This window comes from Actinomadura scrupuli (assembly GCF_050971785.1).
Lineage (GTDB): Bacteria > Actinomycetota > Actinomycetes > Streptosporangiales > Streptosporangiaceae > Actinomadura_E > Actinomadura_E scrupuli.
Genome location: NZ_JBPCCU010000003.1, coordinates 1,022,584 through 1,045,588, shown reverse-complemented (window position 1 = coordinate 1,045,588; position 23,005 = coordinate 1,022,584). Strand labels below are relative to the sequence as shown.

The 23,005-nt window shown below is 71.2% G+C and carries 20 protein-coding genes; 12 read left to right on the top strand and 8 right to left on the bottom strand.

What is annotated here, in order from left to right:
- Window positions 1-55 precede the first annotated feature (55 nt).
- From ACRYCC_RS19180 to ACRYCC_RS19170, 3 genes are all read right to left on the bottom strand, one after another.
- Complete coding sequence (locus ACRYCC_RS19180; protein ID WP_433813853.1) at window positions 56-721, bottom strand: MBL fold metallo-hydrolase; 666 nt, start codon at window positions 719-721, stop codon at window positions 56-58.
- Window positions 718-1,455, bottom strand: a complete 738-nt coding sequence (locus tag ACRYCC_RS19175) for a maleylpyruvate isomerase family mycothiol-dependent enzyme (RefSeq protein WP_433813851.1) — start codon at window positions 1,453-1,455, stop codon at window positions 718-720. The genes ACRYCC_RS19180 and ACRYCC_RS19175 overlap by 4 nt, the downstream gene beginning before the upstream one ends.
- A 99-nt stretch (window positions 1,456-1,554) precedes the next feature.
- On the bottom strand, window positions 1,555-2,319 hold the full coding sequence (locus tag ACRYCC_RS19170) for a nucleotidyl cyclase domain-containing protein (protein WP_433813850.1): 765 nt from the start codon (window positions 2,317-2,319) through the stop codon (window positions 1,555-1,557).
- A 365-nt stretch (window positions 2,320-2,684) separates the two neighbouring features.
- Here ACRYCC_RS19170 and ACRYCC_RS19165 point away from each other — a divergent pair, with 365 nt between their 5' ends.
- Entirely contained in the window at window positions 2,685-2,882 is a 198-nt protein-coding gene (locus ACRYCC_RS19165; protein ID WP_433813848.1) for a hypothetical protein, read from the top strand.
- Between the two features lie 3 nt (window positions 2,883-2,885).
- On the opposite strand, the gene ACRYCC_RS19160 is transcribed toward ACRYCC_RS19165, so the two are convergent.
- Window positions 2,886-4,523, bottom strand: coding sequence for a hypothetical protein (locus tag ACRYCC_RS19160; protein WP_433813847.1), 1,638 nt, complete (start codon window positions 4,521-4,523; stop codon window positions 2,886-2,888).
- Between the two features lie 685 nt (window positions 4,524-5,208).
- On the opposite strand from ACRYCC_RS19160, the gene uvrA reads away from it, so the two are divergent.
- The 11 genes from uvrA (at window position 5,209) to ACRYCC_RS19105 (ending at window position 18,271) form a co-directional block, all read left to right on the top strand.
- Complete coding sequence (gene uvrA / locus ACRYCC_RS19155) at window positions 5,209-8,046, top strand: excinuclease ABC subunit UvrA (protein ID WP_433813845.1); 2,838 nt, start codon at window positions 5,209-5,211, stop codon at window positions 8,044-8,046.
- Between the two features lie 143 nt (window positions 8,047-8,189).
- The gene (locus ACRYCC_RS19150; RefSeq protein WP_433813843.1) at window positions 8,190-8,732 is read left to right on the top strand and encodes a Rieske (2Fe-2S) protein; all 543 of its coding nucleotides are present in this window, start codon (window positions 8,190-8,192) and stop codon (window positions 8,730-8,732) included.
- A gap of 123 nt (window positions 8,733-8,855) precedes the next feature.
- The gene (gene uvrC / locus ACRYCC_RS19145; protein WP_433813842.1) at window positions 8,856-10,868 is read left to right on the top strand and encodes an excinuclease ABC subunit UvrC; all 2,013 of its coding nucleotides are present in this window, start codon (window positions 8,856-8,858) and stop codon (window positions 10,866-10,868) included.
- Complete coding sequence (gene rapZ, locus ACRYCC_RS19140) at window positions 10,865-11,749, top strand: RNase adapter RapZ (RefSeq protein ID WP_433813840.1); 885 nt, start codon at window positions 10,865-10,867, stop codon at window positions 11,747-11,749. The genes uvrC and rapZ overlap by 4 nt, the downstream gene beginning before the upstream one ends.
- A gap of 96 nt (window positions 11,750-11,845) precedes the next feature.
- A complete protein-coding gene (locus ACRYCC_RS19135; RefSeq protein ID WP_433813838.1) occupies window positions 11,846-12,799 on the top strand; it encodes a gluconeogenesis factor YvcK family protein in 954 nt (317 codons plus the stop codon).
- 73 nt (window positions 12,800-12,872) lie between these two features.
- Window positions 12,873-13,853 carry a DNA-binding protein WhiA gene (gene whiA / locus ACRYCC_RS19130; protein WP_433813837.1) on the top strand — a complete coding sequence of 327 codons (981 nt, stop codon included), beginning with the start codon at window positions 12,873-12,875 and terminating at the stop codon, window positions 13,851-13,853.
- 472 nt (window positions 13,854-14,325) lie between these two features.
- Window positions 14,326-15,330, top strand: coding sequence for a type I glyceraldehyde-3-phosphate dehydrogenase (gene gap / locus ACRYCC_RS19125; protein WP_433813835.1), 1,005 nt, complete (start codon window positions 14,326-14,328; stop codon window positions 15,328-15,330).
- A gap of 100 nt (window positions 15,331-15,430) precedes the next feature.
- Window positions 15,431-16,618: a phosphoglycerate kinase gene (locus ACRYCC_RS19120; protein WP_433813833.1), complete on the top strand. Its 1,188-nt coding sequence runs from the start codon at window positions 15,431-15,433 to the stop codon at window positions 16,616-16,618.
- 5 nt (window positions 16,619-16,623) lie between these two features.
- Complete coding sequence (gene tpiA, locus ACRYCC_RS19115; RefSeq protein WP_433813831.1) at window positions 16,624-17,430, top strand: triose-phosphate isomerase; 807 nt, start codon at window positions 16,624-16,626, stop codon at window positions 17,428-17,430.
- 143 nt (window positions 17,431-17,573) lie between these two features.
- Window positions 17,574-17,816: a preprotein translocase subunit SecG gene (gene secG / locus ACRYCC_RS19110; protein WP_433813829.1), complete on the top strand. Its 243-nt coding sequence runs from the start codon at window positions 17,574-17,576 to the stop codon at window positions 17,814-17,816.
- A gap of 80 nt (window positions 17,817-17,896) precedes the next feature.
- Window positions 17,897-18,271, top strand: coding sequence for an RNA polymerase-binding protein RbpA (locus ACRYCC_RS19105; protein ID WP_433813827.1), 375 nt, complete (start codon window positions 17,897-17,899; stop codon window positions 18,269-18,271).
- Window positions 18,272-18,408: 137 nt separating this feature from the next.
- On the opposite strand, the gene ACRYCC_RS19100 is transcribed toward ACRYCC_RS19105, so the two are convergent.
- From ACRYCC_RS19100 to ACRYCC_RS19085, 4 genes are all read right to left on the bottom strand, one after another.
- Entirely contained in the window at window positions 18,409-18,882 is a 474-nt protein-coding gene (locus ACRYCC_RS19100; RefSeq protein ID WP_433813826.1) for a hypothetical protein, read from the bottom strand.
- Between the two features lie 147 nt (window positions 18,883-19,029).
- The gene (locus ACRYCC_RS19095) at window positions 19,030-20,661 is read right to left on the bottom strand and encodes an amidohydrolase (RefSeq protein WP_433813824.1); all 1,632 of its coding nucleotides are present in this window, start codon (window positions 20,659-20,661) and stop codon (window positions 19,030-19,032) included.
- A gap of 124 nt (window positions 20,662-20,785) precedes the next feature.
- Window positions 20,786-21,577 carry a class I SAM-dependent methyltransferase gene (locus tag ACRYCC_RS19090; RefSeq protein ID WP_433813823.1) on the bottom strand — a complete coding sequence of 264 codons (792 nt, stop codon included), beginning with the start codon at window positions 21,575-21,577 and terminating at the stop codon, window positions 20,786-20,788.
- A 176-nt stretch (window positions 21,578-21,753) separates the two neighbouring features.
- Window positions 21,754-22,812 carry a GNAT family N-acetyltransferase gene (locus ACRYCC_RS19085; protein WP_433813821.1) on the bottom strand — a complete coding sequence of 353 codons (1,059 nt, stop codon included), beginning with the start codon at window positions 22,810-22,812 and terminating at the stop codon, window positions 21,754-21,756.
- Window positions 22,813-23,005: the final 193 nt, after the last annotated feature.

The window sequence follows — 23,005 nt, the reverse complement described above, 5'->3', positions numbered from 1 at the left end:
CGGCCCGGGCGAACGCCCCGGCCCGGGCCGGCCCGGACGGGCACCGGTGCGGCTCTCACCAGCCGCGCGACCACCACTCGGGAATGCTGGGGCGCTCCCGGCCGAGGGTCGAGTCCTTGCCGTGGCCGGGGTAGAACCAGGTCTTGTCGGGCAGCCGGTCGAAGACGCGCTCGGTGAGGTCGGTCATGAGCTGCCTGAAGTTGTTGGGGTCCCCGAAGGTGTTGCCGGCGCCCCCGGGGAACAGGCTGTCGCCGGTGAACAGGTGCGGGGTGGCGCTCAGCTCGCCGCCGGCGTCGTACAGCAGTGCGATCGAGCCGGGGGTGTGCCCGCGCAGGTGGATGACCTCGAGCGTCGCCTGCCCGACCCGTACGGTGGCACCGTCCTCCACGGGCTCGGCCACCGGCACCGGCAGCGCGGCGGCGTCGAAGGGGTGGGCCACGACGGCGGCGTTGGTGGCCTTGACCACCTCACCGAGCGCCTGCCAGTGATCCTGGTGGCGGTGGGTCGTGACGACGCGGCCGAGCGGCCCGTCGCCGACGAGCTCCAGCAGCCGCTCCGGCTCGTTGGCGGCGTCGATGAGCACCTGCTCACCGGTGACGGCGCAGCGCAGCAGGTAGGCGTTGTTGTCGTACGGCCCCACGGCCACCTTGGTGACCGTGAGCCCGGGCAGCTCCCGCACGTCGGGCCTGCCGCCCACCTGCACATCTCCGTTGTAACTCAAGCCTGCCTCCGGCCGGTAGCGGGTCCCTGTGGCCAGGGCGGTGGCGCGGGCGGCGCCGCCCCCCTCGTGATCGACAAATTCGTGCCGTCTGTACGACCCGTCAGCCAGCCCAGGAGTTCCCGTGCGGGCCCGCTGATCTCCGGACCGTCGCCGAGCCGCACCTCGAGGCCGGCGTCGGTGACGCGCACCCGCCCGGCGGCCAGCCCGCCGTGCTCGGCGAGCCAGGCGAAGGTCTCCTCGAGCTCCCAGTGCACGTAGGAGTCCGGCCAGTCGGCGTGGGAGTAGCCCGCGTCCAGGTCGGCGTGGTGCACCTCGACCTCGCGCCACCGCCGGAAGACAGTGAACCACGCGGGGTGCTCCCAGCCGTGGAACGCGCGCACGGTCGCGTGCCATGCGGGGCCGGGCAGCGTCCGGGCCTGCCGGTCGAGGCGGGCGGCGGAGTCGCGCAGATCGCGGAGCAGCTCGGTGGCCGGGAGCCCGGCGCCCAGGGCGATGCCGTCGTCACGGTGCCGGGCGCTCGCGTACTGCGGTATCTCCCGGCCGGTGCGGGCCCACTCCAGCAGGTTCCAGCACGAGTCGGCGTTGCGCGCCAGGTGGGCGACCACGTGCCCCCGGCTCCAGCCGGGCAGCAGTGACGGGCCGCGCAGGTCCTGATCGGACAGCCGGGCGGCCGTGCCGTGCAACCGCTCGGTGGCGGTGTGGAGCTCCGCGATCGCCGCGTCCCGATCTTCCACCCGATGCTCCTCCCGACGGCTCCGGCACCCATCTTGACGTACCGGGTGCGGGCCGCGCGCAGCTGCCCCGCCGATGAGGGGAGCCGTGCCCGGCCGGGCTCACCGGGCGGCGATCCCGTCCGGGCGGGGCAGGCTGAGGACCTTGGCCTCCGGGGTGAGCGGCAGGTGTGATCCGGGCGGCCGGGGCACGCCCTGCCGGGGGACGAGCGCCGCCCGCGCGCGTCCCGCGGGAACGTAGGTGTACCCCTGGTACGCCGTGCCCTTCACCTTGATGCGCAGTGCCTGGAAGCGTTCCGGGTCCAGCGCGCAGAACCCGGTCCTGACCACGTCCTGGTAGAGCGAGGCGGAGATGACCAGCGCGAGGTCCAGGTCCTGCCGCCGGGCGAGGTGGGCGCGCACCGGCCTGGCGTCGAGCAGCCGGCTGACGACGATCGGGGCGTCACCGGCGGGACCGAACGGCCCGGCGGTGAGCGTTCCGTGGTGCAGCGCCAGCCGCACCCTCAGCCGCGGCCGCTGCGGCTGCCCGAGGTTGAGCGCGCCGATCGCCCGCCCCAGTTCGCGGGTGAAGCCGCCGATGACCTGGGAGGCGTCCACGCCCTCCGGGAGGACCGAGAGCTCGCCGTCCCCGCGCACCTCCCGCTCCCAGAGCCGCCGGTCCAGGCCCGCGCGCAGGGCGGCGGTGTCGAGGGCGCGGCACAGATCGGTCTGCACGAGGAACTGCTCCCGGGCACCTCGCATGCTGTACTTCTCGATGTCCACGGCCAGCAGGAGACGGTAGATCAGACGTCCGTCGGTGCCGGCCGCCGGGCCGCTCGTCATCGGCTCGCCCACCGCTGTCGCGTCGGGTGAGGTGGTACTTCGCATGGCTGCCTCCGAGATCAGGAGCGGGCCTGCGCCCGCGTCGCCCCAAACTGGAGAGAGTGCGCTGTCGTCGAAGACCGCCACGTGCTCGGTGCTCATCGGTCCCACAAGCGGGACGCCTTCTCCGCCGCCCCCCGTTCCCCTCGGTTTTCCGGACGTGCCTTTGACGGCGGACTCCCGGCACCGGTTCGGGAGGTAAGACCAAGCTGGCCTGCAGGAAAGCCAAACTGACCTCAAGGAAAGACCGAGGCCGGCCGGATCCCGCCGCCGTAGCCGGGTGTGCGCGCACGGTGAGCCACTCGATAACGATGGTGACTCCACGCGAACGCGCAGATCACAAAAGAACGTTTAGGGCCTACCTTGGACACATGGCCACATCTGGTGTCACCGTCCTCCCTGCTGACCCCGACGGCTCCCGGACATGCCCATGTGGCGATCCAGCCGACTTCGTGGTCCAGACCCTCTGGTTCCGCGGCCGCCGCTCCAATGACGCGGTCTGCGACTACCACCTGCAGGCGGTGGTCGGCGGCATCAAGTCGGAGCTGGCCAAGCGCAACGGCGGCTAGCCCTCAGCCGACCTTGATCGAGCTCGAGGTCGCGCTGGTGAGCACGTTGCCGAGCGGGTCGGTGACCCGGATCCGGTAGGTGTGGCTGGAGCCGGTGGTGAGCCCCGTGTCGGTGAAGCTCACCGTGTGCACCCTCGCCGCCCAAAACGCCGACCACAGCGAGGTCGAGTAGACGGGGGTCTGGCCGCCGTCGCGCAGCACCTCGTAGGTCAGCTTCTCGTTGTCCTGGTCCCAGGTGGTCTTCCAGGTGACCTTGACCGTGCGGGCCGCGGGCGTCGTGAGCACCGGGGTCACCTCGGCGGAGGGCGTGGGCCCCACCTTGTTGGGCGCGAGGGACTTGACGGCGAACCGCACCAGGCCCTGCTGGCTCTTGCCGTTCACGCTGGGGAACTCCCCGCCCAGGGCGATGTAGCTGCTGTTGCCGGTGACCGTCCAGGCGGCCTGGTACTGCCCGGTGTAGCTGCCCATGGTGACCGTGGGGAACCAGTGAAGCAGGGTGGGGACGGCCGGGTGGGAGTAGTTGCTGTTGGACCCCGGGGCGGTCTTGTCCGTCCCCGTCTTGTACGTCGTCTCGGCGAGCGTCCGGTGCCACGTCTGGGGGACGGTCTCGGGGAAGGCGCCGAGCGAGGAGCAGTCGTGGGCGTGGCCGACGCTGTAGAGGGCCTTGCCGACGACCTGCACGCCGTAGGTGGCGCCGTAGCAGTTGTCCAGCCAGACGAGCGCGCCGGTGGAGAGCGTGGCCGCGAACCGGCCGTCGAACCACTTGCCGCCCTCGCCGTCGGCGGACCCGTAGACCGTCGTGCCGTCGGTCGTCAGGTTGCTGACGTAGGAGTAGCGCTCACCGACCCTGGTGGGGATCGGCTTGCTGTACCAGGTGGCGATCGCGCCGTTGGTGCCGTTCACCGCTCCGATGCCGACGTGGGTGGCGCCGTTGAGCTTCTGGAACCGGCCACCGACGATCACCCGCTTCCCGTCGGGGGACACCAGCAGCGCGAAGACCTCGTCGTCGTCGGCGACCGGCTTCCAGGTGGCCGACAGGGCGCCGTTGCTCTTGGCCGCCGCGGCCAGCCTGGTGCGCTTGGCGCCGTTGACGGAGAAGAAGTTGCCGCCGAAGTAGACCGTGGAGTTGGTGGCGGCGATGGCCCGCACCTTGCCGGAGACCGACGGCTTGAAGGCGGGGTCGAGGGCGCCGGTGGCGGTGTTGAACGCGGCGATGTGGTTACGGGTCTGCCCGTCCACGGTGGTGAACTCGCCGCCGACGTAGACCCGCGAACCGTCGGGGGAGGCGGCGATCCGCAGTCCCTGCCCGTTGAGGGAGTGGTTGAACGAGGTGATCAGCGCGCCGGTCCGGATGTCGAAGGCCAGCAGGTTGTTGCGGGTGACCTCCTTGGCGTTGCCGGGTGCGGTGCCCGGCGGCCGGGCCTTGGTGAACTTGCCGGTCGCGTAGACGGTGTTGCCCACGGTCACCGCGCTCCACACCACCCCGTTGACCTGCCAGGTCGGGAGCGGATCGGCGCTCACCGTGGGGGGTTTCGTCCCCGAGGGGACCGTGTCGGCCTGTACCGGGCCTGCCAGCGCGAGCGCGGCCAGCGTGACCGAGGTCACGGGCAGGATGGCGGGGTGGCGCAGGTCGAACCTCACGAAAGCCCTCGTTCCACATCGGCGTCGTACGGACTGCGAGAAAGCGGTCATCACCCTATTTGGTGTGAGGAGCTCGATAGGGCCGTACCGACCTCAATGATGTTGATCCGTTATCTGATCGTGGGAAGTGACACTGAGTGACCGGGGCCGCCGCGCGGAGGGTGGTGGCCCTCCCGGCCGCGGCCCCGGCTCCGGCAGGTGGTACGGCGCCGGGGCCCGGATCCGGCGGGCTCGCGGCCGTGCGGCCGGGCCTGGTGCTCCGCCGTCGCCGGCCCCCGTGGCATGGCGCGGCCGTACGGGCCATTCATCCGTATCGCGCGCGAGGTGACCGCCCTCAGGGGGTGGGAATTTCCGTTAATAAGCCGTGAATTCCACGATAATTGGCTATGTTCCGGGCCTTTTTCCGGGACCCGGCGGGACGCGCCCGGGGGTGCCGCGATCCCGGATTCCCCAGTCGGCCGCAGGACGTACGCTGGAGTGCGCAGACCCCCGTGGCGGACGCCTGCGGAGTCACCGCCGGGCTCCCGGACGTACCCCCGATTCAGGGGGTGCCCGGCTTCGAACACGTGTACGGTCTGTGCTTGGCGAGGTGGGGGTGCCGCTGTTGTGAGCGATTCTGTCGTACCCCCTCGCTAGCCTGACAGAGGTATGTCTTGCCCAGGCCCAAGGGGAACCGGAATACACCGTGCATGACCGACTCATCGTTCGTGGAGCGCGCGAACACAACCTGAAGGACGTCTCGCTCGACCTGCCGCGGGACGCCCTGATCGTGTTCACCGGGCTGTCCGGATCCGGCAAGTCCAGCCTGGCGTTCGACACGATCTTCGCCGAGGGGCAGCGGCGCTACGTCGAGTCGCTGTCGTCCTATGCCAGGCAGTTCCTGGGCCAGATGGACAAGCCCGACGTCGACTTCATCGAGGGACTGTCCCCGGCGGTCTCCATCGACCAGAAGTCCACGAGCAAGAACCCGCGGTCCACGGTGGGCACGATCACCGAGGTCTACGACTACCTGCGCCTGCTGTACGCCCGGATCGGCCACCCGCACTGCCCGGTCTGCGGCCGGGCGATCAGCAAGCAGGCCCCCCAGCAGATCGTGGACCGGGTGCTGGAGCTGGAGGAGGGCACCCGGTTCCAGGTGCTGGCCCCGGTGGTCCGCGGTCGCAAGGGCGAATACCTCGAGCTGTTCAGGGAGCTGCAGAGCAAGGGCTTCTCCCGGGCGCTCGTCGACGGCGTGGCCATCCGGCTGGACGAGCCGCCCACGCTCAAGAAGCAGGAGAAGCACGACATCTCCGTCGTGGTCGACCGGCTCGCGGTGAAGGACGGCGCACAGCGCCGGCTGGCCGACTCGGTCGAGACGGCGCTGGGGCTGGCCGGCGGCACCATCGTGCTGGACTTCGTGGACCTGCCCGACGACCACGAGCACCGGCTGCGGATGTACTCCGAGCACCTCTACTGCCCGTACGACGACCTGTCCTTCGACGAGATGGAGCCGCGCTCCTTCTCGTTCAACTCGCCGTACGGCGCCTGCCCCGACTGCACCGGGCTCGGCACCCGCATGGAGGTCGACCCCGAGCTGCTCATCCCGGACGGCGACAAGACCCTCAACGAGGGCGCGGTCGCGCCGTGGTCCAACGGCCACATCAGCGACTACTTCCTGCGCCTGCTCGGCGCGCTCGGCGACGCCATGGGCTTCGACCTGGACACGCCCTTCGACAAGCTGCCCGCCAAGGCCCGCAAGGCCATCGTGCAGGGCCATGACACCCAGGTGCACGTCAGCTACCGCAACCGCTACGGCAGGCAGCGCTCGTACTACACCAGCTACGAGGGCGTGGTCCCGTACGTGCAGCGGCGGCACTCGGAGTCGGAGAGCGACGCCACCCGGGAGCGCTTCGAGGGCTACATGCGGGAGATCCCCTGCCCGACCTGCCACGGCGCCCGGCTCAAGCCCGTGGTGCTGGCCGTCACGGTCGGCGGCAGGTCGATCGCGGACGTGGCGGGCATGCCGATCGGGGAGTGCGCCAAGTTCCTGCTCGCGCTGGAGCTCGACGAACGCGAGACGCACATCGCCGAGCGGGTGCTCAAGGAGGTCAACGCCCGGCTGGGCTTCCTGCTCGACGTCGGCCTGGACTACCTGAGCCTCGATCGCGCCTCCGCGACGCTGGCCGGCGGCGAGGCCCAGCGGATCCGGCTGGCCACCCAGATCGGTTCCGGGCTGGTGGGCGTGCTCTACGTCCTGGACGAGCCGTCGATCGGGCTGCACCAGCGCGACAACCACCGGCTGCTGGAGACCCTCGTCCGGCTCCGCGACATCGGCAACACGCTGATCGTCGTCGAGCACGACGAGGACACCATCCACGCCGCCGACTGGGTGGTCGACATCGGCCCCGGCGCGGGCGAGCACGGCGGCAAGGTCGTGGTGTCCGGCACGGTCGCCGACCTGCTGGAGTCACCGGACTCGATGACCGGGGCCTACCTCTCCGGGCGGCGCTCCATCCCGATCCCGGCCGTCCGCCGGGTGCCCGTGAAGGGCCGCGAGATCGTGGTGAAGGGCGCGCAGGAGCACAACCTGCGGGGCGTCGACGTCGCCTTCCCGCTGGGCGTCTTCACCGCGGTCACCGGGGTCTCCGGCTCGGGCAAGTCCACGCTGGTCAACGACATCCTCTACAGCGCGCTGGCCAAGCAGCTGAACGGTGCCCGGACCGTCCCCGGCAGGCACAAGCGGGTCACCGGCGTCGACCAGCTCGACAAGGTCGTGCACGTCGACCAGTCACCGATCGGGCGGACCCCCAGGTCCAACCCGGCCACCTACACCGGTGTCTTCGACCATGTCCGGAAGCTCTTCGCGCAGACCACCGAGGCGAAGATCCGCGGTTACATGCCGGGCCGCTTCTCCTTCAACGTCAAGGGCGGCCGCTGCGAGAACTGCTCCGGAGACGGCACCATCAAGATCGAGATGAACTTCCTGCCGGACGTCTACGTCCCCTGCGAGGTCTGTCACGGCGCCCGCTACAACCGGGAGACGCTCGAGGTCCACTACAAGGGCAAGACGATCTCCGAGATCCTCGACATGCCCATCGAGGAGGCGGCGGAGTTCTTCGAGAACATCCCGGCCATCCACCGGCACCTGCGGACCCTCAACGACGTCGGCCTGGGCTACGTCCGGCTGGGCCAGCCCGCGCCCACCCTGTCCGGCGGCGAGGCGCAGCGGGTCAAGCTCGCCTCCGAGCTGCAGAAGCGCTCCACCGGGCGGACGATCTACGTGCTGGACGAGCCGACCACCGGCCTGCACTTCGAGGACATCCGCAAGCTTCTCGGCGTGCTCGGCCGGCTCGTGGACGGTGGCAACACCGTCATCGTCATCGAGCACAACCTCGACGTGATCAAGACCGCCGACTGGATCATCGACATGGGCCCCGAGGGCGGATCCCGGGGCGGCACCCTGGTCGCGGCCGGCACGCCCGAGGACATCGCGAAGGTCGAGGAGAGCCACACCGGCGTCTTCCTGGCCAAGCTGCTCGGCTGAGCGGGATCCGGCCGGTCGGGGGCCCGGCCGGCATCCCGTTCACCGGCCGGTCGTTGAACCGGCCGCCGTCACCTGCCGTACCTCCCGGTAAGCGTCCACAACCCGCTCATGCCGGGCGGGTACGAGACAGAAGGAGGTCGTGCATGCGACAGGAGTCCGCACCGGATGAAGAGCGTTCCGCGCCCGCGTCCGCGCAGGACGGCTCGGGCCAGGTATCGCCGGTGGAGGGGAACAGCCGGCGGGGACTCCTCATGGGAGTGGGACTCGTCGGGGCGGCCGGAGTCCTCTCCGCCTGCGGAGGCTCCGAGGCCTCGGGAAGTGCCGACGGCGGCGCCGGGTCCGCCACCGAAGGCGCCCAGTCGCCGGGCGACGGCACGCAACCGGCCAAGGCCCCCGCGGCCGTGGCGCTGGGCAAGACCAGCTCCATCCCGGTCGGCGGCGGCAGGATCTTCAAGCGCAAGAAGATCGTGGTGACCCAGCCCGCGAAGGGCGTGTTCAAGGCCTTCAGCGCCGTCTGCACCCACCGGGGGTGCTCGGTCGGCTCGGTCTCCGGCGGCACCATCAACTGTCCTTGCCACGGCAGCAAGTTCAAGATCAGTGATGCCTCGGTGACGGCCGGCCCCGCCAAGGAACCCCTCGCCGCCAAGAAGATCAAGGTCAAGGGCGGCGAGATCCACCTGGCCTGACGCCCGGCGCGGCCGGACCGCGGCCGGGGCCTCGGGGGCTCCGGCGGCAGGTCCGGCGCCGCCGGGCCGGACGGCGGGTTCGTGGCGCGTGGACTGTCCGATGGCGGCACTACTCTGGTTGGTGTGGCAGATCCGGCGAGTTACCGGCCCGCACCCGGGTCGATCCCAGAATCGCCCGGCGTCTACCGGTTTCGCGATGAGCACGGCCGGGTGATCTACGTCGGCAAGGCCAAGAGCCTGCGTTCCCGGCTGAACTCCTACTTCGCCGACTTCGCGGGCCTGCATCCCCGGACCCAGTCGATGCTGCAGACGGCCGCGAGCGTCGACTGGACCGTGGTGGGCACCGAGGTGGAGGCCCTCCAGCTCGAATACTCCTGGATCAAGGAGTTCGACCCGCGGTTCAACGTCCGTTACCGCGACGACAAGTCCTACCCCTACCTTGCCGTCACGGTCAACGACGAGTATCCGCGGGTGATGGTCATGCGGGGGGCCAAGCGCAAGGGCGTCCGCTACTTCGGGCCGTACTCCCATGCCTGGGCCATCCGCGAGACGGTCGACCTGCTGCTGCGCGTCTTCCCGGTCCGGACCTGCTCGGCGGGCGTGTTCAAGCGGGCCGAGCAGATCGGCCGGCCCTGCCTGCTGGGCTACATCGGCAAGTGCTCGGCGCCCTGTGTCGGCCGGGTCGGCAAGGAAGAGCACCAGCTGCTCGCCGAGGACTTCTGCGACTTCATGGCCGGCAACGCGACCCGGTTCATCAAGCGGATCGAACGCGACATGCTGGCGGCCGCCAAGGTCGAGGAGTACGAGCGCGCCGCCCGGCTCCGCGACGACATCCGGGCCCTGCAGCGGGCGCTGGAGAAGCAGGCCGTCGTGCTCCCCGACGCCACCGAGTGCGACGTGATCGCGCTCGCCGAGGACCAGCTCGAAGCCGCCGTCCAGGTGTTCTACGTGCGCGGCGGCCGGATCCGCGGCCAGCGCGGATGGGTCGTCGACAAGGTCGAGGACGTCAGCACCAGCGACCTTGTCGAGCACTTCCTCATCCAGGCCTACAGCGAGAGCGAGTCGGTGCCGCGCGAGGTGCTGGTGCCCGAGGAGCCTCCGGAGCCGGTGGCGATGGCCGAGCTGCTGTCCGAGCACCGCGGCGCGCCCGTACGCCTGCGGGTGCCGCAGCGCGGCGACAAGAAGACGCTGATGGAGACGGTCGCGCGCAACGCGCACGAGGCGCTCAAGCAGCACAAGACCCGCCGCGCCAGCGACCTGACGACCCGCAGCAAGGCGCTGCAGGAGATCCAGGAGTCCCTGGAGCTGGACCAGGCGCCGCTGCGCATCGAGTGCTACGACGTGTCCAACCTGCAGGGCACCAACGTCGTCGCCTCCATGGTGGTCTTCGAGGACGGGCTGGCGCGCAAGAGCGAGTACCGGCGCTTCAGCATCCGCTGGGTCGAGGGCCAGGACGACGTCCGCTCCATCCACGAGGTGATCTCCCGCCGGTTCCGGCGCTATCTCGACGAACGCGACCGGGTCACCGAGCCCCGCCCCGACGACGCCGCCGACGAGGCCGGTGACCGCGCCGCCGCCGGCCAGGTGCTCAGTGCGTACGGGTTCGGCGATCACGACGAGGGCCGGGCGCAGCCGATCGACCCGGAGACCGGCAAGCCGCGCAAGTTCGCCTACCCGCCCAACCTGGTCGTCATCGACGGCGGCCCGCCCCAGGTGGCCGCCGCCCAGCGCGCCCTGGACGAGCTGGGCCTCGACGACATCGCGGTGTGCGGGCTGGCCAAGCGGCTCGAGGAGGTCTGGCTTCCCGCCGACGAGGACCCGGTGATCCTGCCGCGCGCCAGCGAGGGGCTGTACCTGCTGCAGCGGGTCCGGGACGAGGCGCACCGGTTCGCGATCACGTTCCACCGGGCCAAGCGCTCCAAGAGCATGACGGCCAGCGAACTCGATAACGTTCCTGGTCTCGGCCAGGCGCGGCGCACGGCGTTGCTGAAACACTTCGGGTCGGTGCAGCGGCTGCGGCAGGCGACGCCCGACCAGATCGCCGAGGTCCCCGGCATCGGGCGCCGCATCGCTGAGACGATCACGGCGGCACTGAACGCCCAGGAGACGGGCGGACGAGCGGGGGGAGCAGGATGAGCGAGGCACACGGCAAACAGATCCCGGACATCGTCATCATCACCGGCATGTCGGGTGCGGGACGCAGCACCGCGGCCAAGTCGCTGGAGGACCTCGACTGGTTCGTGGTCGACAACCTCCCGCCGGGCCTGCTCGCCACCATGGCCGACCTCGGCGGGCGGGTGCAGGGCGCCGTCCCGCGGATCGCCGCCGTGGTCGACGTGCGCAGCCGCGCCTTCACCACCGACCTGCACACCTCGATCGAGGAGCTGGAGGCGCGCGGCGTGCACCCCCGGGTGGTGTTCCTGGAGGCCAGCGACGGCGAGCTGGTGCGGCGCTTCGAGAACGTACGCCGGCCGCATCCGCTGCAGGAGGACGGGCGGCTGGTCGACGGCATCGCCCGGGAGCGGGAGCGGCTGCTCGAGGTCCGCGCCGAGGCCGACCTGGTGCTCGACACCACCGGGCTCAACGTGCACGAGCTCCGCGCCAAGATCGTGGGCTTCTTCGGCGACGACACCGGGGAGTCCAGCCTGCGCGCGACCGTCGTCTCCTTCGGCTACAAGTACGGGCTACCCGTCGACGCCGACCTGGTCGTCGACTGCCGCTTCCTGCCCAACCCGCACTGGGTGCCCGAGCTCCGCGCGCAGAACGGCCGCGACCAGGCCGTCCGCGACTACGTGCTGGGCCAGCGCGGCGCCAAGGAGTTCCTGGACGCCTACACCGAGGTGCTGCGCCTGCTCACCGACGGCTACGAGCGCGAGGGCAAGCACTACGTCACGCTCGCCGTGGGCTGCACCGGCGGAAAACACCGTAGTGTGGCGATGACCGAGCAGCTCGCCGCCCGGCTGCGGGACGAGGGGCTCGACGTGCAGATCGCCCACCGCGATCTCGGCCGGGAATAGGCCTGTCGTTGTCGGGCCGTGGCCGCCGTTGACGGTGGTCAGGGAGCACTGCGGGACCGCGGGCGACCGCGGGGGCATAAGGAGACGGGCCACCAGGTGAGCGGATCCCCCAAGGTCGTGGCGTTCGGCGGTGGCCATGGCCTCTACGCTTCGCTGTCCGCGCTGCGCCGGGTCACCGACCGGCTCACCGCCGTGGTGACGGTGGCCGACGACGGCGGCTCCAGCGGGCGGCTGCGCCGCGAGCTCGGCGTGCTGCCCCCCGGCGACCTGCGGATGGCGCTGGCCGCGCTGTGCGGTGACGACGAGTGGGGCCAGACCTGGAGCCGGCTGGTCCAGCACCGGTTCCGCAGCCAGGGAGACCTCCACGACCACGCGGTCGGCAACCTGCTCATCGTCGCCCTCTGGGAACTCCTCGACGACCCCGTGGGCGGCCTCGACTGGGTCGGCCGGCTGCTCGGCGCGCAGGGCAGGGTCCTGCCCATGTCCACGGTCCCGCTCGACATCGTCGCGGAGGTCGAGGGGGCCGACCCCGCCGCGCCGTACGACCTCAGCCAGGTCCGCGGGCAGGTCGCGTGCGCGATGACCCCCGGCAAGGTGCGCAGCGTCTCGCTGGTGCCGCCGGATCCGCCCGCCTGCCCCGAGGCGCTGGCCGCGATCGCGGAGGCCGACTGGCTGGTGTTCGGGCCCGGATCATGGTTCACCAGCGTGCTGCCGCACCTGAAGGTGCCCGAGCTCGCGCAGGCGCTGGTGCGCACCCGGGCACGGCGGGTGCTCACCCTCAACCTGGCGCCGCAGCCGGGGGAGACCGACGACTTCTCCCCGCAGAACCACCTGGAGGTGCTGCAGGCGCACGCGCCGGGCCTGCGCATCGACGTGGTCCTCGCCGACGCGGGCCTGGTGGAGGACGCGGGCGCGCTGGAGAAGGCCGTGCAGGCCCTCGGCGGCACCCTGCTGCTCGCCGAGGTGGCCGCCGACGACGGATCTCCCCGGCATGATCCCGCCCGGCTGGCCCAAGCCCTCGCCCAGATCTTTGCAGCTCCGCAAGGTTAAGGCCGGGCAGCCGAGGCCGCGATGCGGAAGACTGGCTGTAGCGTGTGTGTCAACTGGGGGAGGGGTTACATCTATGGCGATGACCGGCGTGGTGAAGGACGAGCTGAGCAGGCTGTCCATCATGAAGCCGTGCTGTCGCAAGGCCGAGGTGTCGACGCTGCTGAGGTTCGCCGGGGGGCTGCACCTCGTCAGTGGCCGCATCGTGATCGAGGCCGAGATCGACACCGGATCGGCGGCACGCCGGCTGCGCAAGGACATCGCGGAGGTGTTCGGGCACACCTCTGACGTGGTCGTGCTGGCACCGAGTGGACTGCGCAAGGGCAACCGCTACGTCGTGCGGGTCTTCCGCGACGGGGAGTCACTGGCACGGCAGACGGGTCTGATCGACAACAACGGCCGGCCGGTGCGGGGCCTGCCGCGGCACGTGGTCTCCGGGGCGGCCTGCGACGCGGAGTCCGCCTGGCGGGGCGCTTTCCTGGCGCACGGCTCGCTGACCGAGCCGGGCCGGTCGATGTCGATGGAGGTCACCTGCCCGGGGCCGGAGGCCGCGCTCGCACTGGTCGGCGCCGCCCGGCGGCTCAAGATCCATGCGAAGGCGCGGGAGGTGCGCGGCGTCGACCGGGTCGTGGTCCGTGACGGCGACGCGATCAGCGCGCTGCTGACCCGGCTCGGGGCGCACGACAGCATGATGGCCTGGGAAGAGCGGCGGATGCGCCGGGAGGTGCGGGCCACCGCCAACCGGCTCGCCAACTTCGACGACGCGAACCTGCGGCGCTCGGCCCGTGCGGCGGTCGCGGCGGGCGCGCGGGTGGCGCGGGCCCTGGAGATCCTCGCGGACGAGGCGCCGGAGCATCTGGTCGCCGCCGGGCGGCTGCGGCTGGAGCACAAGCAGGCGTCGCTGGAGGAGCTCGGCCAGCTCGCCGACCCGCCGCTCACCAAGGACGCCATCGCCGGGCGCATCAGGCGGCTGCTGGCGATGGCCGACAAGCGCGCGGGCGACCAGGGCATTCCGGGCACGGAGGCCAACCTGACGGCCGACATGCTCTCTTCCTGAGGGCGTGTCCACGTCCACGGCTTCCTGAGGGCTGCCACTGCCACTGCCACGGCGCCGGCGCCACCATGCCGCAACGGCCCGGTGGGGCCGGCGCCGCGGCCGTCCGGCGGCCGGTCGGGGCGGTTGCTCTACAGAGCGTAGTACTACAAGCGGTAGTCATCCGCGTACGGCCTCGGCGCGACGTCCGCTCGCCGGGGATGGTCTAGACCACACTGGTATAGACCAATAGGATGGGCCGCGGCCACTCGGCCGGGTGGCGGGCCCTGTGGCCAGGCCGCCCGGCGACGGCCGGTATCCCCTGCCAGGGTGAGGCCGACTCACCCCTGGTCTCACCCGGCGTCGTGTCGGGAACTGCGGTGCCGGTTAGATAGGGTCGCCTCAGGGATAAACCCCTGCTGTCAGGTTGTGAGAGGACGCCGGGCCGCTCAGCAGAGCGTCCGGGCGGAAGACGACGTACGAGGAGATCGGTGCCGTGACCATCCGGGTAGGCGTCAACGGCTTCGGCCGTATCGGCCGTAACTTCTACCGTGCCGTGAAGGCCAGCGGGGCAGACATCGAGATCGTGGCGGTCAACGACCTGACCGACAACGCCACGCTCGCCCACCTGCTCAAGTACGACAGCATCCTCGGCCGCCTCGGCGAGGACGTGCATGCCACCGAGGACGAGATCGTCGTGGGCGGCAAGGCGATCAAGGCCTTCGCCGAGCGCGATCCGGCCGCCCTCAAGTGGGGCGACCTGGGCGTCGACGTCGTCATCGAGTCGACCGGATTCTTCACCGACGCGAACAAGGCCCGGGTGCACGCCGACAACGGCGCCAAGAAGGTGATCATCTCCGCGCCGGCCAAGAACGAGGACGTCACCATCGTCATGGGCGTCAACGACGGCACCTACGACCCGGCCGCGCACACGGTGATCTCCAACGCCTCCTGCACGACCAACTGCCTCGCGCCGATGGCGAAGGTCCTGCACGACACGTTCGTCATCGAGAAGGGCCTGATGACGACGATCCACGCGTACACCCAGGACCAGAACCTGCAGGACGCGCCGCACAAGGACCTGCGCCGGGCGCGGGCCGCCGCGATCAACGTCGTGCCGACCTCGACGGGCGCGGCCAAGGCCATCAGCCTGGTGCTGCCGGAGCTCAAGGGCAAGCTCGACGGCTATGCCCTGCGGGTGCCGATCCCCACCGGCTCCGCCACCGACCTGACCGTCACCGTCGGCCGCGACACCACGGTCGAGGAGGTCAACGCGGCGATGAAGGCGGCGGCCGAGGGGCCGCTGAAGGGCTACCTCAGCTACACCGAGGACCCGATCGTGTCCTCCGACATCGTCACCGACCCGGCCTCCTGCATCTTCGACGCCGGCCTCACCAAGGTGATCGGCGACCAGATCAAGGTCGTGGGCTGGTACGACAACGAGTGGGGCTACTCCAACCGCCTCGGCGACCTCGTCACCCTGGTCGGCTCGCAGCTCTGACCCCATAGCCCGTCCCGCTGCCGTGATCATGCAATCGATCGACGATCGATTGCATGATCACGGCGGTGTTTGAGCCAGTGTTCAAGTCAGAAGGAGTCCGATGCGGACGATTGACGATCTCGACGTGAGCGGGAAGCGGGTGCTGGTCCGTTCCGACCTCAATGTGCCTCTCGAGGACGGCGCGATCACCGACGACGGGCGGATCCGGGCGAGCGTGCCGACGATCAAGGCGCTCGCCGGGCGCGGCGCCAAGGTGATCGTCTGCGCGCACCTGGGGCGTCCCAAGGGCGAGGTGAAGCCCGAGTTCTCGCTCGCCCCCGTGGCCGCGCGGCTCGGGGAGCTGCTCGGCACGGAGGTGGTCTTCGCCTCCGACACCGCGGGCCCCTCCGCGACGGCGATCAGCGCGGCGCTGGGCGACGGCCAGGTGGCGCTGCTGGAGAACCTGCGCTTCGAGGCCGGGGAGACCAGCAAGGACGACGCGGAGCGGGGCGCGTTCGCCGACCGGCTGGCGGCGCTCGCCGAGCTCTACGTGGGCGACGGCTTCGGAGCCGTGCACCGTAAGCACGCCAGCGTCTACGACGTGCCCCAGCGCCTCCCGCACGCCGCCGGCGGCCTCATCGCCACCGAGGTCGGCGTGCTGCGGCGGCTCACCGAGGACGTGGCGCGGCCGTACGCGGTGGTGCTGGGCGGCGCCAAGGTCTCCGACAAGCTCGCCGTCATCGACAACCTGCTGGACAAGGCCGACCGGATCCTGGTCGGCGGCGGCATGGTGTTCACCTTCCTCAAGGCCCAGGGCCACGAGGTCGGCAAGAGCCTGCTCGAGCAGGACCAGCTCGACACCGTCCGCTCCTACCTGAGCAGGGCCGAGGCCAAGGGCGTGGAGTTCGTGCTGCCCGTCGACATCGTCGCGGCCACCGCGTTCTCCGCCGACGCCGACCACGACGTGGTCGCCGCGGACGCCATCCCGGCCGACCGGCTCGGCCTGGACATCGGCCCCGAGTCGGGCAAGCTGTTCGCCGCCAGGCTCGCCGACGCGCGGACGGTGTTCTGGAACGGCCCGATGGGCGTGTTCGAGATGGAGCCCTACTCGCACGGCACCCGAGCCGTCGCCCAGGGCCTGCTCGACTCGCCGGCCTTCACCGTCGTCGGCGGCGGCGACTCGGCCGCGGCCGTGCGCACGCTCGGCTTCGACGAGACCGGATTCGGTCACATCTCCACCGGCGGCGGCGCCAGCCTGGAATACCTCGAGGGCAAGAGCCTGCCCGGTCTCGAAGCGTTGGAGGACTGAGCACGATGGCGCAACCCGCGAAGAAGCCCGTCTCCGGACGCCGCCCGCTGATGGCCGGCAACTGGAAGATGAACACCAACCACCTCGAGGCGATCGCCCTCGCCCAGAAGATCGCCTTCGGGCTCAAGGACCCCGACTTCGACGCCGTCGACGTCGCGGTGCTGCCGCCCTTCACCGCCATCCGCTCCGTGCAGACCCTGGTCGACGCGGACCGGCTGCGGATCGTCTACGGCTCGCAGGACGTCTCGGCGCATTCCGCCGGCGCCTACACCGGGGAGATCTCCGGGTCGATGCTGGCCAAGCTGGGCTGCACGTACGCCACCGTCGGCCACTCCGAGCGCCGGCAGTACCACCACGAGGACGACGCCGTCGTCAACGCCAAGGTGAAGGCCGCCTTCGCCGCGGACCTCGTCCCGATCATGTGCGTGGGGGAGGGGCTGGAGATCCGCAAGGCGGGCGAGCACGTCTCGCACACCCTGTCCCAGGTCGAGGCCGGTCTGGAGAAGGTCCCGGCCGACCAGGCCCGCAGGATCGTCATCGCCTACGAGCCGGTCTGGGCGATCGGCACGGGCGAGGTGGCCACTCCGGACGACGCCCAGGAGGTCTGCGGCGCCATCCGGACCCGGCTCGCCGAGCTCTACGACGGTGGCCTGGCCGATCAGGTGCGTATTCTGTATGGAGGATCGGTCAAGGCCGCCAACATCACCGGCATCATGGCGCAGCCGGACGTGGACGGTGCCTTGGTCGGGGGTGCCAGCCTGGACCCGGTCGAGTTCGTCAAGATCTGCCGTTATCGTGATCTGCCGGGCTGACATGGGTGTTCCTGCTGAAGCAGCCGGTCATTCGTCGTACCCTTCTTGTTGAACGGGTAAACCGAACGGCTTGATCCGCCGTCCTGAATACGAGAACACACCCCGCGCCCGCGGGGTCGGCCCAGAAAAGGCGCTGAACTACAGTGATCATCACAATGTCCATCGTGCTCGTCGTCACGAGCGCGCTCATGGTGCTGCTCGTTCTGCTGCACAAGGGCAAGGGCGGCGGCCTGTCGGACCTGTTCGGCGGAGGGATCTCGTCCTCCCTCGGCGGATCGTCCGTGGTCGAGCGCAACCTTGACCGGTTGACGATCGCGACCGGGGTCATCTGGTTCGCCTCGATCGTGGTGCTGGGCCTGCTGTTCAAGGGCAAGGGTGTCGGCTGAGCCGGACCCGGACCACAGACACGATAGATCGCCGTACACCGACCTGTTCGGTGTCGGCAGAAGCCAACGAGGAGTAGTCCGTGGGTAGTGGCAGCGCGATTCGGGGTAGCCGCGTCGGTGCGGGTCCGATGGGAGAGGCCGAGCGCGGGGAGGCGGCTCCTCGGGTGTGGGTCACCTTCTACTGCGCCAACCGGCACGAGATCCGGCCGAGTTTCGCCAGCGACGTGGCCGTGCCCGAGCAGTGGGATTGCCCCCGCTGCGGGTTTCCGGCCGGCAAGGACTCGGCGAACCCGCCGGCTCCGCACAAGACCGAGCCGTACAAGACGCACCTCGCCTACGTGAAGGAGCGGCGCAGCGACGCCGACGGTGAGGCCATCCTCGAGGAGGCTCTGACCAAGCTCCGCGAGAAGCGCGCGGCGGTGAAGGCCGCCATGGCGGCGGCCGCCCGCGGCTGACCTGCTCTTCCGACAGGCCCGTTCCCTCCGGGGGAGCGGGCCTGTCGCGCGTGTACGGGTCCCGCGACGCGGTCGTTCGTGTCACGTAGACCTGCCGCCGGGATCGTGTGCACCCTCGTCAGCCGCTGAGCGTGCCGTCAGGCTCCACCGTCGCCGCTCGTGTTGCCGCGTGCCTCGCGTCGCTGGGTGATCCACTCCCGGAGTTCGTTCTCCCCGACCTCTTCCATGCGGCTCTTGAGCGCTTCCCTGGCCGCCTGGTCCCGTTGTTCCTCGGGGAGCAGCCGGTAGTGGTTGACGGCGCGCCAGAGGATCACCCATCCGCTGGCCGCGAGTTCCCAGCGCCCCGCCGGGTTGAACACCTGCCTGATCCCGTTGGTGAGCAGCGTGACGCTGGCCGCGAGGGCCGTGACCAGTGCGGGCGCGCCCAGTCCGGCGGCCATCACCGTCGCCGACGCGGAGAGCAGCGCGGTCACCTCGGTGATGTAGTGCGAACGACGGGCCGCGTTACGGGTCCGCTCGTAGAAGGCCAGATCACGCAGGGCCAGGGCCAGCAGGGGATCCGGCTCCTTGGTCCACGAGTCGGGGTCGTCAGATGCGGGGCGAAGAGGCACGCACCCATCGTGACCTCGTCAGCCGGCCAGGGCAGGCGATTTCCCGAAACACGGGCATCCGCTCCGCCGCGCGGCCCGCGCCGCACGCATCGTGCGCTGCCCGCCGTCCCCGTCGCCGGCGGTCGGCTCCACGCGCGGTCGGGTCCCTCAGGCGCCGTGGACCCGCTCGCCCTCCACGAAGGTCTGCAGCACGCGGGTCGCCGCGATCTCCTCGGCCGGCCCGGCGAAGGGGTCCCGGTCGAGCACGGCGAGGTCGGCCAGCTTGCCCACCTCGATGGAGCCGGTCTCCTGGTCCAGGTGGTTCACATACGCCGAGCCCATCGTGTAGGCGTGCAGCGCGGTGGCCAGGTCCAGCCGCTGGTCCGGCAGGAAGGCCGGGCCGGTGGTGCCGGGCTCGGCCCGGTTGACCGCGACGTGGATGCCCTCCAGCGGGTTCGCGCTGCTGACCGACCAGTCGCTGCCCGCCGCGAGCCGGGCGCCGGAGGCCCGCAGATCCGCCCAGGGGTACTGCCACGACGCCCGCTCGGGGCCGAGAAAGGGGATCGTCAGCTCGTCCATCTGGGGTTCGTGGGTGGCCCACAGCGGCTGCATGTTGGCGGTCACCCCCAGCTCGGCGAAGCGGGGCACGTCGTCGGGGTGGACGACCTGCAGATGCGCGATGTGGTGGCGATGTCCGTTCCGGCCGTTCGCGGCGACGGCGGCCGCCACCGCGTCCAGCGACTCCCGGACCGCCCGGTCGCCGATGGCGTGGAAGTGCAGCTGGAAGCCGTGCGCGTCGAGTTCGGCGGCGTACTCCCGGAGCGCGCCGGGGTCGACGTAGGACAGGCCGCTGCGCGCGGTCCGGCAGCCACAGCCGTCGAAGTACGGGTCGATCATCCCGGCGGTGAAGTTCTCCGCCACCCCGTCCTGCATGATCTTGACGGTGGTGGCCCGGAACCGGCCGGCCGTGCCGTTCGCGCGGCGTTCGAGCAGGCCGTCGATCTGGGTGCCGTCGCGTTCCCGGTCCCACCACAACGCGCCCACGACGCGCGCGGTGAGGGTGCCCTCCCGCGCCGCGGTGAGGTAGACGTCGTAGGGATCGACGTTGCCCAGGTAGTCACCGATGATCGCGTCCTGCCAGGCGGTGATCCCCAGCGCGTGCAGGTGCGCCTGGCCCGCCAGCAGGCCGGCCAGCCGCTCCTGGAAGGTCGGCTGCGGCGTCACCCGGGTCACCAGCAGCGCCGCGCCCTCGTGCAGGGTGCCCTGCGGGTCGCCGTCGGCGGTCCGCTCGATCCGCCCGTCGGCGGGGTCGGGCGTGTGCCGGTCCACTCCCGCCAGCCGCAGCGCCGCCGAGTTGGCCCAGGATCCGTGCACGTCGCGGTTGGTGAAGTAGGCGGGCCGGTCCGGCACCACGCCGTCGAGCAGTTCCTTGCCGGGGGTGCCGCCGGGGAACCACTCCATGTACCACCCGCCGCCGATGATCCATTCCGCGTCCGGGTGCGCGGCGGCGTACGCGGCGATGAGCGAGAGCGCCTCCTCGGCGCTCCCGGCGGCGGACAGGTCGCAGCCGAGCAGGGCCACCCCGGCGAAGGCGGGGTGCACGTGCGCGTCCTGGAACCCGGGGATGAGCGCGCCGCCGCGCAGGTCCACCACCTCGGTGCGGGGCCCGGTCAGCTCGGTGACACCCTGGTCCACCGCGACGATGCGCCCGTTGCGTACGGCCACGGCCGACGCGCGGGGGTGCCGCGGATCGACGGTGTGCACGGCGCCACCGGTGAAGACGAGGTCGGCATGGTCCACGATGGGCCTCCCTTTGCGCGGATGACGACGCTATCGGGACGACGGTGAGTTCGGCACTTACACGGCGTCACCCGCCCGACGGATCTTCTGTCACTGTGTCATACGCGGCCGCGCGCGCATCCGGTCAGCGGCCCGCCGCGCGCCGGAAGACGGTGATCATGCGCCAGGCGTCCGGGGCGTCGAGCGGGACGTCGCCGCCGAAGTCGCCGTACCGGGCGGCCACCTCCAGCGCTCCGGACAACCGGACGGCGGCGTCCAGCTCGGTGGCGCTCCAGAAGCGATAGGGCACGACGCCCTGGATCACCTGGGTCTCGCCGTCGCGCTGCACGGTGATGGTGACGTGGTCGTCGACGATCTGGGTGATCGGGTCCAGCCTGTCCTCGGGCTCGCCCCAGCGGACCGCGCCGCGGACCTCGTCCCGCTGGAACGTCCAGCTCGTGCTGACCCGATGGTCGTCGGTGAGCCGGTCGGCGGGATGGCTCATCTCCAGGACGTAGAGCCCGCCGTCCGCCAGATGCGCGGCGGCCCGGTCCAGATGGGCGACGAAGGCGTCCAGCGTCATCAGGTGGGCCGTGGAGTCGAGCATCGTCACCACCAGGTCGAACCGGCGGCCGAGGTCGAAGTCGGTCATGTCCGCCTCGACGACCTCCAGCTCGACCCCGGTGTCCCCGGCCCGCTGCGCGGCGTAGCGGCACATCGCGGGGCTCAGGTCGAGAGCGGTCGCGGCGATGCCCCGCCGGGCGAACTCCCGGGCGTGCTCGGCGGGACCGGCGGCCAGCTCCAGCACGGTGCGCACCGGTTCCGGGGCCTTCCGGTGCCGGGCGCACCAGCCGAGCAGCGCGTCGACCTCGTCGGGGACGATCCGGAAGTCGCACGCGAGCTCGTACGCCCAGGGATTGTCGTAGATGCCGCTCACCGCACCATGGTCCCAGGCGGCCGCTCCCCGGGCACATCGGCCGGCCGGCGATGGGGTGCCGATCGGGGCCCTGGTCCGCGGATGTCCCCTCAGAACGGGCTCATGTGGTTACGCTGCAAGAGCATGGCTGCCTATTCTTCCTATGAGATTCGCCCGCCGCTCCTTGGAACGTGCCATCAACGTGCCGCGGAACGAGGCACCACCGCCACCGCGGCCGACCTTCCGTCGGGCCGCAGCTTGACCTCGATGACCCCGGGATCCCCGGTCCGCCGGACCCGGCCGCCGTAGGAGGTCAGCAGCCGCCGCATCCGCGCGTTCTCGCTGAGCAAGGTGGCCCGCAGTTCGACCAGGCCGCGTTCCCGCGCCAGCACGAGCAGCAGCTCGGTCAGCGCCCGGCCCAGGCCACGGCCCTGCCAGGCGTCCTCGACCAGGAAGGCCGGCTCCGCGACCCCCGGATCGAGCACGTGCACCAGGTGGGCCAGCGCCAGGATCGAGCCGTCCGGGCCCTCGGCGACCAGCGTCAGGCCGCGCGAGCGCTCGGTGAAGCCGTCCAGGACACGCTGCGGCAGGGAGGGCTTGACGCTGAAGTACCGCAGCCGCCGGCTCTCCATCGAGCAGCGCTCGTGCATCGCGCGTACCGCCTCGTGGTCGCGGCCCTCCAGCGGCCGCACCACGATCTCCGTGCCGTCCCGCAGCTGCACCGCGCGCGAGGTCGGGGCCACGCCGCAGTGGGGGAGCGCCGCCCGGACGAGGGCGTCGGCGCGCGCGGCCTCGGTGGCGGTGAAGGGCAGCCCGTCGCGGCGCAGCCGTACGGCCCGCAGCTGGCCGACGGGCACGGTGAGCAGGCCCGCGGGCTCCTCGGCCGCCTCGGGGCCGGACACCCAGGTCGCCTCGTCGGCCCGCAGCAGCTCGGCGAGGGTCTCCGGGAGCGCGCGGGGATCGGCGCGCAGCCTGGCGAGCAGGCTGAGCGCCCGGGTCGGCTCGTCGGTGAGGTCCTGGGGGCGGGCGGGCACGACGGCCGTCCGGGCCCCGCCCGCGACCTCCAGCGCCGCGCCGAGTGCGGAGGGCTCGGTGTGCGGGGGACAGTCGACGACGAACTCGTCCACGATGCCCTCGGTGTCGACCTGCACCGACAGGTCGAGGATGTTCGCCCCCCGCGCGGCCAGCGCCGCCGTCAGGACGGCGAGCCGGCCGGGCCGGTCCTCGATCTCCGTGCGAATGCGCAACAGCACCATGGGCCCCCTCGATCTCGTGCCCGGGACCGGCCTCCGGTGAGGCCGGTCACCACCCGCGGCGTCGGAGCAGACCCTTCCGTGGGACTGTTACGAAACCGCTACGCCGCCGTGAGCGCCCCGTTTCGGCTGATTCGCCTGGTGGTAAGTCCCGACTTCACTCCTGGTGACCGAGGTCTCCCTCCGAGGCCCAGGG